This is a genomic window from Corynebacterium sp. TUM25020, assembly GCF_056388495.1.
Map to the genome: position 1 here is coordinate 45,364 of NZ_JBWJFG010000001.1, position 13,586 is coordinate 58,949.

General features: G+C 58.4%; 12 protein-coding genes. 2 read left to right on the top strand and 10 right to left on the bottom strand.

Going from position 1 to position 13,586, the window contains the following annotated elements; all coding sequences use genetic code 11:
* Nucleotides 1-19 precede the first annotated feature (19 nt).
* The 4 genes from AC05K6_RS00220 to glpX all read right to left on the bottom strand — a co-directional run bounded on the left by AC05K6_RS00220 (nucleotide 20) and on the right by glpX (nucleotide 5,346).
* Nucleotides 20-1,609, bottom strand: coding sequence for an MDR family MFS transporter (locus tag AC05K6_RS00220; RefSeq protein ID WP_476727430.1), 1,590 nt, complete (start codon nucleotides 1,607-1,609; stop codon nucleotides 20-22).
* Complete coding sequence (locus AC05K6_RS00225) at nucleotides 1,606-2,331, bottom strand: TetR/AcrR family transcriptional regulator (RefSeq protein ID WP_476727717.1); 726 nt, start codon at nucleotides 2,329-2,331, stop codon at nucleotides 1,606-1,608. Before AC05K6_RS00225 ends, AC05K6_RS00220 begins: the two co-directional genes overlap by 4 nt.
* A gap of 403 nt (nucleotides 2,332-2,734) precedes the next feature.
* On the bottom strand, nucleotides 2,735-4,138 hold the full coding sequence (locus tag AC05K6_RS00230; protein WP_293792326.1) for a class II fumarate hydratase: 1,404 nt from the start codon (nucleotides 4,136-4,138) through the stop codon (nucleotides 2,735-2,737).
* A 173-nt stretch (nucleotides 4,139-4,311) separates the two neighbouring features.
* Nucleotides 4,312-5,346 (bottom strand): class II fructose-bisphosphatase, encoded by a 1,035-nt coding sequence (gene glpX / locus AC05K6_RS00235; RefSeq protein WP_293792324.1) that lies wholly within the window; start codon nucleotides 5,344-5,346, stop codon nucleotides 4,312-4,314.
* Between the two features lie 146 nt (nucleotides 5,347-5,492).
* Here glpX and AC05K6_RS00240 point away from each other — a divergent pair, with 146 nt between their 5' ends.
* Nucleotides 5,493-6,092: a DUF4245 domain-containing protein gene (locus AC05K6_RS00240; protein ID WP_448308163.1), complete on the top strand. Its 600-nt coding sequence runs from the start codon at nucleotides 5,493-5,495 to the stop codon at nucleotides 6,090-6,092.
* A 10-nt stretch (nucleotides 6,093-6,102) separates the two neighbouring features.
* Here the strand turns inward: AC05K6_RS00240 and AC05K6_RS00245 are convergent, their stop codons facing one another.
* Both AC05K6_RS00245 and xseA read right to left on the bottom strand, forming a co-directional pair.
* Nucleotides 6,103-6,399, bottom strand: coding sequence for an exodeoxyribonuclease VII small subunit (locus AC05K6_RS00245; RefSeq protein ID WP_476727431.1), 297 nt, complete (start codon nucleotides 6,397-6,399; stop codon nucleotides 6,103-6,105).
* Between the two features lie 4 nt (nucleotides 6,400-6,403).
* Nucleotides 6,404-7,741: an exodeoxyribonuclease VII large subunit gene (gene xseA / locus AC05K6_RS00250; RefSeq protein ID WP_293792321.1), complete on the bottom strand. Its 1,338-nt coding sequence runs from the start codon at nucleotides 7,739-7,741 to the stop codon at nucleotides 6,404-6,406.
* A gap of 109 nt (nucleotides 7,742-7,850) precedes the next feature.
* Here xseA and AC05K6_RS00255 point away from each other — a divergent pair, with 109 nt between their 5' ends.
* Nucleotides 7,851-8,837, top strand: coding sequence for a 4-hydroxy-3-methylbut-2-enyl diphosphate reductase (locus tag AC05K6_RS00255; RefSeq protein ID WP_293792328.1), 987 nt, complete (start codon nucleotides 7,851-7,853; stop codon nucleotides 8,835-8,837).
* 3 nt (nucleotides 8,838-8,840) lie between these two features.
* On the opposite strand, the gene AC05K6_RS00260 is transcribed toward AC05K6_RS00255, so the two are convergent.
* The 4 genes from AC05K6_RS00260 to AC05K6_RS00275 all read right to left on the bottom strand — a co-directional run bounded on the left by AC05K6_RS00260 (nucleotide 8,841) and on the right by AC05K6_RS00275 (nucleotide 13,501).
* Nucleotides 8,841-9,662 carry a DUF6542 domain-containing protein gene (locus AC05K6_RS00260; RefSeq protein ID WP_476727432.1) on the bottom strand — a complete coding sequence of 274 codons (822 nt, stop codon included), beginning with the start codon at nucleotides 9,660-9,662 and terminating at the stop codon, nucleotides 8,841-8,843.
* Between the two features lie 27 nt (nucleotides 9,663-9,689).
* Entirely contained in the window at nucleotides 9,690-11,582 is a 1,893-nt protein-coding gene (locus AC05K6_RS00265; RefSeq protein ID WP_476727433.1) for an AI-2E family transporter, read from the bottom strand.
* 93 nt (nucleotides 11,583-11,675) lie between these two features.
* Entirely contained in the window at nucleotides 11,676-11,858 is a 183-nt protein-coding gene (gene metS, locus AC05K6_RS00270) for a methionine/alanine import NSS transporter subunit MetS (protein WP_448308168.1), read from the bottom strand.
* Complete coding sequence (locus AC05K6_RS00275; RefSeq protein ID WP_476727434.1) at nucleotides 11,858-13,501, bottom strand: sodium-dependent transporter; 1,644 nt, start codon at nucleotides 13,499-13,501, stop codon at nucleotides 11,858-11,860. Before AC05K6_RS00275 ends, metS begins: the two co-directional genes overlap by 1 nt.
* Nucleotides 13,502-13,586: the final 85 nt, after the last annotated feature.

Genomic DNA, 13,586 nt, shown 5'->3' on the forward strand with positions numbered 1-13,586 from the left:
GGGACTAACTTCTCCCGAGCTACTCGATGGTTTCCTTGAGATTGTCCTGGCGCACCAATACAAGAATCAAAGCAGCCACCACGGCCACCGGAGCCATTGCTCCGAGCACGGGAACGAGGGCGTCGTTATACGACGTAGTGATCGCCTCGTGCAGTGGGCCGGGCAGTGTATCGACGATCTCCGGAGTCAACCGCGAGCTACCGCCACCCTGAAGCTTTTCCGCAAACGGAAGCCCTTGCGGCCCCATCTCCTTTATCGCGCCAGGCACGCGCTGTCCCATCAAATCCGCTACACGGTGGGTAAACAGTGAACCAATGATGGCAGAGCCAGCCGTGCCGCCAATTTGGCGGAAGAAGTTATTCGAGGCCGTTGCCGTACCCACCATCGTGATTGGGAACGAGTTCTGGACAATCAGCACCAGGATCTGCATGGTAAGACCCAAGCCAACGCCCATGAGCGCTAGCACCAGGCCTAGGTGTACGAGGGAATCGTGGGCGTCAAAAAGCCCCATAAGGCCCACGGCAGTGGCAGCAACGCACAAACCTACAACGGGGAACCACTTGTAGCGACCAGTCCGGGACACGTACTGACCGGAACCGGTAGCAGTGATGATCATGCCCGCCATCATGGGGATCATCATCAAACCGGCCTTGGTGGGTGTCATGCCGTGAACCATCTGAATGTACGTCGGCATATAAGCCAGCACGCCGAACATGACCACGCCCGTGATCGTGCCCGCCAAGGTGGTGACCACGAAGTTGCGGACGGTGAATAGTTGCATGGGGATCAGCGGATCGCTTGCTTTGCGTTCTGTCACTACGAAGAGAGCGGCCAGCACTACGGAGGCGATGCCGAGGCCAATGATGACTGGGCTGGACCATGCATAATCGCGGCCGCCCCACGTGAGCAGCAGAATCAGGCAGCTCGTAGCGCCGGCCATGAGAACAGTGCCGATCACATCGAGATTTGCGCCCTTGCCACGCTTCGGCAGCTTCAGATTGAAGCCCACCATGAGCAGGGTCGCGATCGCCAGTGGAACGTTAAACCAGAGAGCCCAACGCCAGCCTGGGCCATCGGTGAAGAAGCCACCCAGGAGTGGTCCCAGCACCGAGCTCAGGCCGAATACGCCGCCCATGATTCCCATGTAGCGGCCGCGCTCCCGGGCCGAAACCACGTCGGCGATGATCGCCTGCGACCCGATCATCAAGCCACCCGCACCGAGGCCCTGTACGCCGCGGGCGGCGATCATCATGTCCATGCTCTGCGCTAGCGCTCCAATTACGGAGCCGGCCAGGAAGAGGGAAACAGCCACTAGGTACAGCGGTTTGCGGCCCATCTGGTCGCCTAGCTTGCCGTATACCGGCATACCGATGGTCATGGTGAGCAGGAAGATGGTGATGACCCAGCTCATTTTGTTCGCGCCGCCAAGCTCACCGACGAGGGTGGGCAGAGCGGTGGAGAAGATCATTTGCCCCAGCGAGGACATCAGCATGCCGAGCATTAGGCAGCTGAATATGAGTGGCACATTGTTGTTGTTTTTGAGGCGCTCTTTTTCTGCGGTCTCGAGCCGTGCCTTGGCAGCTGCGGCTTGTTTTCGGGTATCGCTCATAGGCGGTTCTCCTTTTGAGTTGTTTCTGCGATGTCGGTTGAGGGTTCGATGGCGGAGAAGATTTTCTGCAGTCCTGCCAGGGGAATGTCGAAGTCTTTTGTGCTGCTTAGCGTTCTTCCGTTGCGCGTTGCCGAAGTGGCAGCGGCCCATTGAACGGTGGTTGCAGCTGTGACGATGAGGTGTGCTTCCTCCATTGCTTCCAGGTCTGAAAGGCGATTGCCCGGGTGCTTGTCGAGGTTCCGGCATACAGCTTCAGCGAGGTCGCTGCGAAGCTTTTCGTAGCAGGCGATTTTCGCGAGTGCAAGGTTGGGGAATCTCTCAAGTATTTGGGATCGACGCCACCTTATCGACTCCGCTAATTCCGGATCGAGGTTGGCATTGTCCGACTTCCGAGCCTCTTCCAGGCGCTTCTGGGTTAGCATCTCGTAGAGGTGCTGGGGGAGGCTGCCCTGGTTGGGGGAGAAGTTCACTATTTCTGCGAAGTCTTCTTCAGTGAGAAGAGGAGGTTGCTTGCCGACCGCAACGTGCTCCTTTGAAGAAAAATAGTTGAAGAAAGTGCGGCGGCTGATGTCAGCAGCGATGCAGATTTCCTCCAGGGTGACTCCATCAAAGGAGCGGTCGAGGAAGAGCTGGGTAGCTTTGTCCTCAATCCGCAGCCTGGTCTCCAGGCGCTTGCGCTCGCGCAACCCCATGTTTGCGGGGGCTGAGCTATTTGAATTCATCACTTGCCCAAAAGTACACCGAGTGCAAAGTTATAGCCAGTGCAAAATGTGTGTGATTGTGCATCCATATTGCGGTGGTGTGGGGTGGTTCACGTTGGGTGTAGGGAAGGGGGATGGGGGGAATGTCGTTAAATCGGGAATCTGTTAAAGGGATCCGTTTGCATTAGCGCAAAAGGCCATTTCAGAGCGTTTTGTGTGGAGGGTACCTGCGGTGAGGCTGTCGCAGATTCCCGATCTAGCGACATTTCATCTCTCGCCGAGAGAACGGGTCCCAGGGCAGAGAAAAACCCGCTGGCGCCCCTCCGTAGACGGCAGTTAGCGTCTGGAGGGAAACCAGCGGGTGATCTAGTAAACTGACCCGCCCATCAGGCGGGGTCAGTCAGTCGCGCCAGCCTAAATTGGCCTACTTGTCGCGGTCGGTGTTTGCCATTGCCAGGACGTCGAGGCGCTTATCCAGCTCCTCCTCGGTCAGCTTCTCGCCGTCGACAAAGCCCAGGTCGATGACCGTCTGGCGGATGGTCTTGCCTTCCTTCAGAGCAGTCTTAGCAACCTTTGCCGCAGCCTCGTAGCCAATGGCAGAGTTCAGCGGGGTAACGATGGACGGGGAGGACTCAGCCAGAGTGCGCATACGCTCCTCGTTCGGCTCGATGCCGTCGACCAGCTTCTCTGCGAAGACGCGGGCGGTGTTAGCCAGCAGCTTCGCAGACTCCAGCACGTTGCGGGCCATCATCGGGATGAACACGTTCAACTCGAATGCACCCTGAGAACCGCCGAAGGCCACAGCAGCGTCGTTACCGATAACCTGTGCCGCAACCTGGGTAGCGGTCTCACACAGAACAGGGTTGACCTTGCCCGGCATGATGGAGGAGCCCGGCTGCAGATCGGGCAGGTGGATTTCGCCCAGGCCAGTCAGCGGGCCGGAGCCCATCCAGCGGATGTCGTTGGCGATCTTGTTCAGGGAAACGGCGATGGTGCGCATAGCGCCGGAGAACTCCACGAGGCCATCGCGGTTAGCCTGTGCCTCAAAGTGGTTCTCTGCCTCACGCAGCTCCTTTACGCCGGTCAGCTTGACCAGCTCAGCGGTCACATTTGCGCCGAAGTCAGCTGGAGTGTTCAGGCCGGTGCCTACTGCCGTACCGCCGATCGGCAGCTCGCCCAGGCGGGGAAGCGTAGCCTCAACGCGCTCGATGCCAGCAGCGATCTGACGTGCGTAGCCAGAGAACTCCTGGCCCAGCGTCACCGGAACTGCATCCATCAGGTGGGTACGGCCGGACTTCACAACCTTTTCCCACTCCTTGGCCTTCTTAGCCAGGGATTCCTGCAGGACCTTAAGACCCGGAATCAGGTCAGTTACTGCAGCCTGGGTAGCGGCAACGTGGGTGGCGGTTGGGAAGGTGTCGTTGGAAGACTGACCCATGTTCACGTGGTCATTCGGGTGGATCTCCACGCCGTTGTTCTTGGCGATGGAGGCGATGACCTCGTTGGTGTTCATGTTGGAAGACGTGCCGGAACCGGTCTGGAAAACATCGATCGGGAACTCAGCGTCGTGCTTGCCCTCAGCGATCTCCTTGGCAGCGGAGATGATGGCATCCGCCTGCTCATCGGTCAGCAGACCGCGATCCTTGTTTACCTGCGCACAAGCAGCCTTCAGCAGACCCATGGCACGGATCTGTGCGGATTCCAGCGGGCGATCGGAGATCGGGAAGTTCTCCACTGCACGCTGCGTCTGTGCACGCCACAGAGCCTTGGCGGGAACCTTAACCTCGCCCATCGTGTCGTGCTCAATGCGGAATTCTTGCTCGGTCATTCTTTCATCACCTTTATCTCGATTGCTTTATGACGCTTCCCGCTGTGAACTCGTCGACGTTCAAGCAGCAGGAACGTAAAGAAGCGGATTAGTCTTCGTGTCCCGCACGGACACTGCCCAACTTACCTAAAAGGATGTCGGACGGTTGAGGCGTGCGGGCGTCAATAAAAGGGCTAGTTACGGGTGTAATCCAGCACGGAGTAGGACTGCAGTTTCGCCAGCTGGTGCTGTGACTCGATGAAGCGGATTGTGCCGGAACGAGAACGCATAACCAGGGAACGGGTGGTAGCGGAGTTCTGGTGGTAGGAAACGCCACGCACCATGTCGCCGTTGGTTACACCGGTAGCTACGAAGTAGCAGTGCTCGGAGTTCACCAAGTCGTTGGTGGTCAGCACACGATCCAGGTCGTGGCCAGCGTCCAGAGCCTTTTGGCGCTCGGCTTCGTCCTTTGGCCACAGCTTGCCCTGGATCTCGCCACCCATGCACTTCATCGCTGCTGCGGCGATAACCCCCTCCGGAGTGCCGCCGATGCCCATCATGATGTCCACGGAATTCGTCGTATTATCCTGCGCGGTAGCCACGGCGCCGGCGACATCGCCATCACCGATGAGTCGAACCTTTGCGCCGGCCTCGCGGATTTCGCGAATGAGATCCTCGTGGCGCGGGCGATCCAAGACGACAACGGTGATGTCACCCGGAACGGTGCCCTTGGCCTTTGCCACTGCCTTGATGTTGTCGGCGACTGGAGCGTCAATGTCGACCTTGCCGACAGCCTCCGGGCCGACAGCGATCTTCTTCATGTAGAACACCGCAGAAGGGTCGTACATGGAGCCACGCTCGGCCGCGGCGATGACGGAGATGGCGTTCGGGCGACCCTCTGCCATCAGAGTGGTGCCATCCACCGGGTCGACGGCGATATCCACCGCCGGGCCATTACCGGTACCGACATGCTCGCCGTTGAACAGCATCGGGGCTTCGTCCTTCTCGCCCTCGCCAATGACCACCACACCGTCCATCTCTACGGAGTTGATCATCTGACGCATGGCGTCCACAGCGGCGCCGTCACCGGATTCCTTTTGCCCACGTCCGACCCACTTGCCGGAGGCCAGAGCAGCAGCCTCGGTCACGCGGACAAGCTCCATTGCCAGATTGCGATCTGGAGCATCTGGATTGGGGGAGACAGCAGGGGTGTGCGCTTCAGTCGACATGATCTTCCAGCTCTTTTCTATTGCTGATAGGTAATAGGTTCTATTCCACTTCCATTGTGCCCTATTTCCCACGGGCGATGCCTTTAGCAGTATCGGCCAGCCCTACCCAGGGTTAATTTGCCTAGTCGAGCAGAGGCAGTGCGATAATGGCGGACGTGCAGATTCAAAAACCCCGCGCATTTCAATCCGCCAAGGACATCGTGCTGTCCCTGGTGGTGTTGTTGGTCGCCATGTTCTTGACGGTCGGGTTCACGGGCCTGTGCTCCTTTGATCCGGGTGAGGCGGATCGGTCGGGTCCGGTGCAGGAGGTCGATGCTGATGCGGTGCTGAAGATGGATGCTCGTACGTTTGACTTCCCCATCCGCAACCCGGAAATGCCGGAAGGGTGGGTGCCCAATTCCGCTCGTCGTGTGATGGTCAACGGCGAACCGTCGAGCTTGGTTGGATGGGTCGTCAACGGAGAGAACTACATTTCTCTGACGCAGACCGGTGCCGACTTCAAGGCGGCAAGCCAGCCTGATGATTCGGTGCGGGAAGAGACCAATACCGAAACCACTGGAGACGTTGAGTGGCATGTCTTCACCGGTGAGGATGCGCGCCCATTGTGGGTTGCCGACCTGGGGGATGTGCGTTTGGTGATCGAGGCTATGGCTTCTGCTGAACAGACGCGCACCGCTGCAGAAAAGATTGCCGCGACCGACCCGATCGATGTCGGCGAAGCGGCGCAACCTTCAAAGGCTAAGTAGTCCTCTTCTGCTATTCCTCGCCGTTCGGCGCCACCTGCTCGGTTCCAGATGCTCCGGCGCTTCGAGCTTCGCGCTGTTGCAGTGCCTTTTCGATGCGCTGTGATGCGCCGTTGAGATAATCCTCGCAGTACGCTGCCAGCTCCTCGCCGCGCTCCCAGTAGTTCAGCGATTCGTCCAGGCTCATCTGTCCTAGCTCGAGGATCTTCACCACTTCCACCAGCTCGTCCCGCGCTTGCTCGTAGCTGAGTTGATCGAGCGGGCGAAACTTCTGTTGTTCGGTGTTCCCGGTGCCGTTGTTGTCTGCCATTGTCTTAAGCCTCTTCTGTGTTCGTATCTGCGTTGGTATCTGCGCGGTTGTTGTGGTCGTTGTTGTCACTGTCGCTGCGGTCGCGAGTCTTTTTTATGACGCCACCCGGTGCGGCTTGCACGCCCATCGCTGCGGCCGTGATGGATCCATCGGGAACCCGGATCCGCAGTTGTGAGCCGGGAGCAACCTGATCCACCGTGGTCACGACCTGCGCGCCCGATTTATCCCGTGGAATAACTTGCACGATTGAATAGCCACGGGCAAGAGTCTGCGATGGTCCCAGTGCATTAACCTGAGCCTTCAACGACTCGATGGAGCTCCGCAAGGAACGGACGTGCACCCCGAGTGCTCGGTCCTTTCGCTGCAGTGCTTCTGCGATGATCTCTCTTTGCCGGGTGACCGGCAGACTTGGATCCGCCATGACTGGTCTGGTGCGGATCTGCGCTAACCCACGCCTCTCGTGAGCCACCCAGTTGCGCAGCGCGCCCGCACCACGTTCACGTGCTTCGCCGATAATCCGCAGTTCCTGCACGACGTCCGGTACTACCGTCTTCGCTGCGTCAGTGGGAGTGGCCGCACGGACATCGGCAACATAGTCCAATAGCGGGTTGTCCGGTTCGTGGCCGATTGCGGAGACTACCGGCGTGCGCATTCGGGACACTGCGCGCACCAAAGGCTCCTCGGAAAATGGCAGAAGATCCTCTACAGAACCTCCACCGCGGGCGACGATGATCACGTCCACAGCCTGATCGCGTTCTAGCTCTTGGAGGGCATCAACTACTTGCGGAACCGTCTTGGGGCCTTGCACTGCCGTGTTGATAACCCGAAAGCGCACGGCGGGCCATCGTCGCTTAGCAACCTCCATCACGTCCCGTTCCGCTGCCGAACCACGCCCAGTGATGAGCCCGACAGTTGTGGGCAAGAAGGGGAGCGGAGCCTTCAGCCGGGGGTCGAAGAGACCCTCGGCGAACATTGCCTTCTTCAACTGTTCTATTTGAGCCAATAACTGGCCAATTCCCACCTGGCGAATATCCGTCACCCAGAGGGAAAAACTGCCACGTTTCGAATAAAACGAGGGCTTGCCGTGGACAATGATCCGGTCACCGTCCTTGACCGGAGTAGCCAAATTTTTCAGCGCGCTGGTCTCGACGGTCAAAGACACGGAGGCTTCGACGTTCACATCGCGCAGAGTGATATACGAAAAACGCCACGTGCTCTTCATGTTCACCTGGGTGACTTGGCCTTCGACCCAGATGAACCCAAGTTTCTGAATCCAGTTCTTTACTTGGTCGTTCAACTGCCCGACAGCCCAAGGGGACTCCGCAGAATTTGGAACGCTCATGGTTAAGTATTCTAAAAGACGGTGCGGACACCCTGGGCGCCTACGCCACATTGATGGTGAATGGTCTGACCCCGTCACGTGGTTTAACCGGCTTCGCTCTTCCATTACGATGGGGCACATGACTACCCCAACTACAGAGCCAAGTACCGATACTAAGAAGGTTTTCCTCGCTGCTCCGCGTGGCTATTGCGCAGGAGTTGACCGAGCAGTCGAGTCGGTGGAAAAGGCTTTGGAAAAGCATGGTGCGCCTCTGTACGTGCGCAAAGAAATCGTGCACAACAAGCATGTCGTGAAGACTTTCGAGGAACGCGGTGTGATCTTTGTGGATGAGACCACGGAGATTCCTCGCGGCTCCAACGTGGTTTTCTCTGCTCACGGCGTGTCGCCTGCTGTGCACAAGGAAGCCCGTCAGCTCGAGCTCAAGACTTTTGACGCCACGTGTCCGCTTGTCACAAAGGTCCACCACGAGGTCACGCGGTTTGCAAAGCAGGGCTACCAGATCATCCTCATCGGCCACCACGGGCACGAGGAGGTCGAAGGTACAGCGGGTGAAGCCCCAGATGTTGTACACCTCGTCGACGGCGAGGATGATGTCAACGCGCTGGAGTTCCCAGAGGGCACCAAGTTGGTTTGGCTGTCTCAAACGACGCTCAGCGTGGACGAGACCATGTCCACAGTGAAACTGCTCCGCGAAAAGTTCCCGGATATCCAGGATCCGCCGTCTGATGACATCTGCTACGCCACACAGAACCGCCAGGTAGCAGTGAAGGCGATTGCGCCGAAGGTGGAGCTCATGATCGTGGTTGGCTCCCAGAACTCTTCGAACTCCAAGCGACTGGTGGAGGTCGCTCTGCAGCACGGCGCAGAGAATGCGCACCTGGTGGATTACGCGGAGCAAGTTGATCCGGCATGGCTCGAGGGCGTTACGAACGTCGGCGTAACCTCAGGCGCTTCGGTGCCGGAGATTCTGGTTCGAGGGGTATTGGATCTTCTGGCGGACAAGGGCTTCGGTGAGGTCGAGGAGGTCACCACCGCGACGGAGGATCTGATCTTCTCCCTGCCTCGCGAGCTGCGCCCGCCGCGTACGCAGAAGTAGTTCTTAGTCGCGCTCGTCGTCTAGGTAGCGCTTGGGGGACAGTCGTCGCTCCGGGAGGGGAACCCGGCGGCGCTGTGCGTTATCTCGCAGTTCAGCCGAGCTGCGCGTCACGCGGGTAGCTTGACGGGGAGATGCCTCACGGCGGGAATATGCGACCCTGTCTGAACTCTTGACAGGTTCGGAACGCGAGGCGGCGTCGTCATCATAAAGAGACTCCCTACGCGCCCGGCTACGTTCCTTCGCGCGACCGTAGGCTTCGATGTTGCTGCGGTCAGATTCGCTGCGGCGGCGACGCTGCATCTCTAGCCTGGCGGCCTTGCGAGTGAGGGATTCGCGGTAGCTCCACCAGCGGAACACTGCGATTCCCACCGCAATGAGGAAAGGGATCAGCAACCATAGAAAGTGCTCGATGGCGGGGTAAATCGAGGTAATGACCTTTGTTTTCCTGCTGGCTATGGTCGCCGCCCCAGAGCTAAACCAGCCGATGACGAGTGATCCAAACAAGTAATACAGCGGGAATGAGGCCACAGTAAGGAATAGGCCGCGCGGTTCGACGAAGATCGTGGAGACGATCATTGCGATCACGAAGAGAACGAAGAAACTGGTGGGGATTGTGGTGTCACCCTTGGCTAGTACCAGTCCAGTGAAAATCACCGCCAGCATCACAAGCACCGGAGCCCAAACGGGGAACCAATGCGAGGGGGAATCCTCGTGCGCTATTTCAGCGTGGCCACGACTACGGCCGAGGCGCTGTGCAGAGCGACTTTCGCTGCGCTGCGTGGCGCTCGTGCGGTTACTGCTTGTAGTTCGGCTGCTTTCGGTCACGGGGTAATGCTACTTCTTTGGTTTGCTCTACTTGTTATTGCCACGGAGGGAGTTCAGGATTGACTGCACCTTCCCGCGGATCTGCGACTTTGCGTCGTGAAAGGAAGACGCCCCTTCGTGTTCAGCGCCTGCCGTTTCCGTGGAAACGCCACCATCAGTCGCTGCGGAGCTCATGTCCTGGGTGGCGGTTTGGGTAGCACGGGGAGCCTGAGCGGACTGACCGTTTTGGGCAGTGTCGCCGTGACGAGGCTCATTTAGCTGATTTGCTTCGGACTTCTTGGAGTTGGTGAGCATCATTGCCTTACGCAGCTCCTGCCAGCGCTGAGCTGCACGTTCCGACTGTTCTCCGGTGAGTGAACCTGCGGTGGTGGCGAACTCGATATCCCTAGAGGTCTTTTCGCCTGTGGCGAGGTCTGTTAGATCACCCATGTAGCGCAGAATGACCGCAATCATGGCGGCAGTGGGTACTGCCAGGAATGCACCAATGATGCCAAACAGAGTGGAGCCCAGGGTAACGGACAGCAGAATGATGACAGGGTGGACGTTCATCGCACGGGACTGCAGCACTGGCTGCAGGATGTTGCCTTCCAGCTGCTGCACGGCGATAACGAGCAGCAGCGCCATCACAGCGGTATTGAAATCCACAGCCACCAGTGCGATGAGGACCGACAGGGCGCCGGCGACGAATGCACCCACCATCGGGATGAAGCCACCGAAGAAGGTCAGGATCGCAAGCGGACCGGCTAGTGGCACGTTGAGGAGCACCAGGCCCAGGCCAATAAAGATCGCGTCGATGGCAGACACGATGGCCTGCGTGCGGATGAAGCCACCCAGAGTGTTCCAGCAACGGGTCAGAACCTCGGTGAGGTGCCAGCCGACACGGCGACCCGTCACGCGGCGCAACATCGGCAGGAAGTTCTCGCCATCCTTCAGGAAGAAGAACGTCAGAACCAGCATGACGAACATGGTCACCAGTAGGGAAGCGGTTTCAGTGCCGAAGGCCGCAAGGCTGGTGGCGATGTCGCCGGACTTGTTTTGCAGCCAGTCGGTAATCTGCTGCACGCCGTCGTTGAACTGGCTTTCCTGCAGGTTCATAGGCGGTCCCTGGAGCCAGTCCTGGATACGGCCGATACCGTCGCTAGCTTGGTTGACGATCGTTTTGCCCTGATCCACCGCGCTCGGGGCGATGGCCGCAAAAGTCCCGATGATTAGGGCGAAGAAGCCCAGAATGGCTATTAATACAGCCAGGCTGTTGGGAACTTTGGCCTTGCGCAATACACGCACGACCGGCCAGAGAACCGTACAGACAATAACCGACAGGCACACCGGAAGAATGCCCGCCCACAGCTTGCCGAAAACTTGGAAACCTAGGTAAAGCGCTGCGGCAATAATGATGAAGCGCAGGCACCAGCCCGCAAACCAACGACCCGTGGTGCCGATTACCTCGGCGCGGTCGCGCAGCTCAGGGTTGAGATCCTCGTCGATGGAAGATTTCTTGTTCTTCTTCTCGGACTTCTTCTTCACCTTGGCCGCATGTGACTGCACGCCGGGGCGCTCGTCGGTCTCGGTCTCTCCGTCTGGCTCATTATCCTCCGCGAGTGGCTTTTCATTGCCCGTGGTAGCGCGGGCGGAACTGCGTTCCTGTACGAATGCCTCGCCTTTTTCCTCAACGGTGGGAGCCGTCTCCGCGCGCTTGGCCTCAATCACTTCCGCCTCCGGAGATTCGGGACTGATTGTAGGGCGCTTTGCGGCTTCTGGTTCGTCTGCAAAAGAGCCGGAGCCTAAGCGTGCTTCATCTTTATCGTCGCCAGGGATCGGAATGTTCTCGGTATCCATCCGCTGTGAACCCGCGATAAAGTCTGCGAAGTCACGGCCGTCCTTGCCAAGAAAGGGCCTGTCGTGGGGGTTCTGGGAGTTCATTCTCCCTATTCTGCCTCACGACGGCCCGAAACGGGAGTTAGAAATGCCCTCCCGGAGCATGTTGATGTGACTGTGCTTGATTATTGGGTTTGATTATTGGCTGACACCGGTGGCGGTGTGAGCGGCCAGAAGCGAATCATTGTCCGTGCCAGGTGCGTCGCCTAGCTCACCAGTGGAGTTGTCGTCAGTCTTGGCTAGCATCAAGATAGCGGCGATGAGTCCGCCCCAGATCACCAGAATAAACAACACCATGAGGAGTATTGCGGGGCCGGTCATTAGAGTTCATTCCCTTCGGTCGGGGTGGAGGTAGGCGTCGTCGCCGAGGATGTGGCAGCGCCAGTGGACAGAGGGTTTGGTACGCCGCGCGGGCGGCCATTAGGTGGTACGCCGTAGTCGCTGCTAGGCAGTCCGTCGAGGATCTGGTTGCCGCGGAACGGGATGAAGGTCCACAGCACCGCCCCGAAGGCAATGAGGATGAGTGCCAGCCAGCCGTAGGCGAAAATGGTGCTCGATTCATAGCCTTCGTATCCCTCGGAGAGTAGGGTGCGGATCTCCTCAACCAGGAAGAACAACAGCACTGCAGGGGTGATAATGAACACGCAAGCCTGCCAGACAATACCGAGTCGCAGCTCGGATACAGCGTTGAGGTGCTGTGCGATTTCGTTGCGACGCCCCTGAATCCAGCCGATGGTCAAGACGGCGGCCACGGCGCAGATAACGATGCCCAGGTTATTCGTGAACTTATCCATGATGTCCAGCGTGATGAGGCCAGAAGTCGTCGAGAACAGCAGGCAGGATACAACGGCCATGATGCTTCCGACGCTGATCGATGCGATCTCGCGGGACAGGTTCAACTTGTCCTTCACTGCCGAGATCACAACTTCCATGATGGAGATCAGAGACGTGATGCCAGCTAGGAAAAGAGAACCGAAGAACAGGATTCCGAACAAGGAACCCATTGGCATCTGGTTGATGATGGTGGGGAATGCGACGAAGGCCAATCCGATACCGCCCGACACCGTCTCGTCTACTGCGGTGCCGGACTGTGCGGCCATGAAGCCCAGGGTTGCGAACACGCCGATTCCGGCCAGCACCTCGAAGGAGGAGTTAGCAAAAGCCGTAACCATGCCGGTGCCGGTAAGATTCGTGCGGGGCTTCAGGTAGGAAGCGTAGGTAATCATGATGCCGAAGCCGATCGACAGGGAGAAGAAGATCTGGCCGTAGGCGGCGATCCAGACCGAGGTGTCCGTCAGGACGCTCCAGTCAGGTGAGAAGAAGGCATCCAGGCCATCGGTAGCGCCCTCCAAGAAAAGGCTGCGTACTACCATCACTACGAACAGGATGATCAGTACCGGGACGAAGAACATCGTGATTCGGCCGATGCCCTCGTTAATGCCACGAGCGAGGGTGAAAATGCACACTACCCACACACCAATCATGACCAGCAAGATTGGTACAACGAAGTCACCGGTCCAGGCGGAGGAATCGTCGAGCTTAAGGAACTCTTCCTGGAAGTACGTTTCGGCGTTGTCGCCCCACGCCTTGGAAATGGAGTTCCAGGTGTAGATTCCGGCCCAGGCGATAATGGCGGCGTAATACACTGCGATGAAGAAGTTGACGCCTACCTTAAGCCAGCCAATAGGTTCAGCGAACTTGCCGGTACGGCGGAACGTAAGGGGAGTGGAACCGCGGAAGCGGTGCCCCATTGCGAGGTCGAACCAGAGTAGCGGAATACCAGCGCTGAGGAGAGCGACCATGTAGGGGATGAGGAACGCGCCACCGCCGTTTTCATAGGCGGCGTAGGGAAAACGCCAGATATTTCCCAGGCCGACTGCGGAGCCGATGGCGGCCATGAGGAAGACGAGTCGGGAGTTGAATGTTTCCCGTCGCTGACGGGGGTTGGCTTGAGACGTTGTCATTGCGAGGCAACTTTCTTGCAGGCATCTCGGGGTGTGAAGGGGGAGACGAGACTTTAGGGGTGGCAAAGCCTCAAGTTTTTCTAAG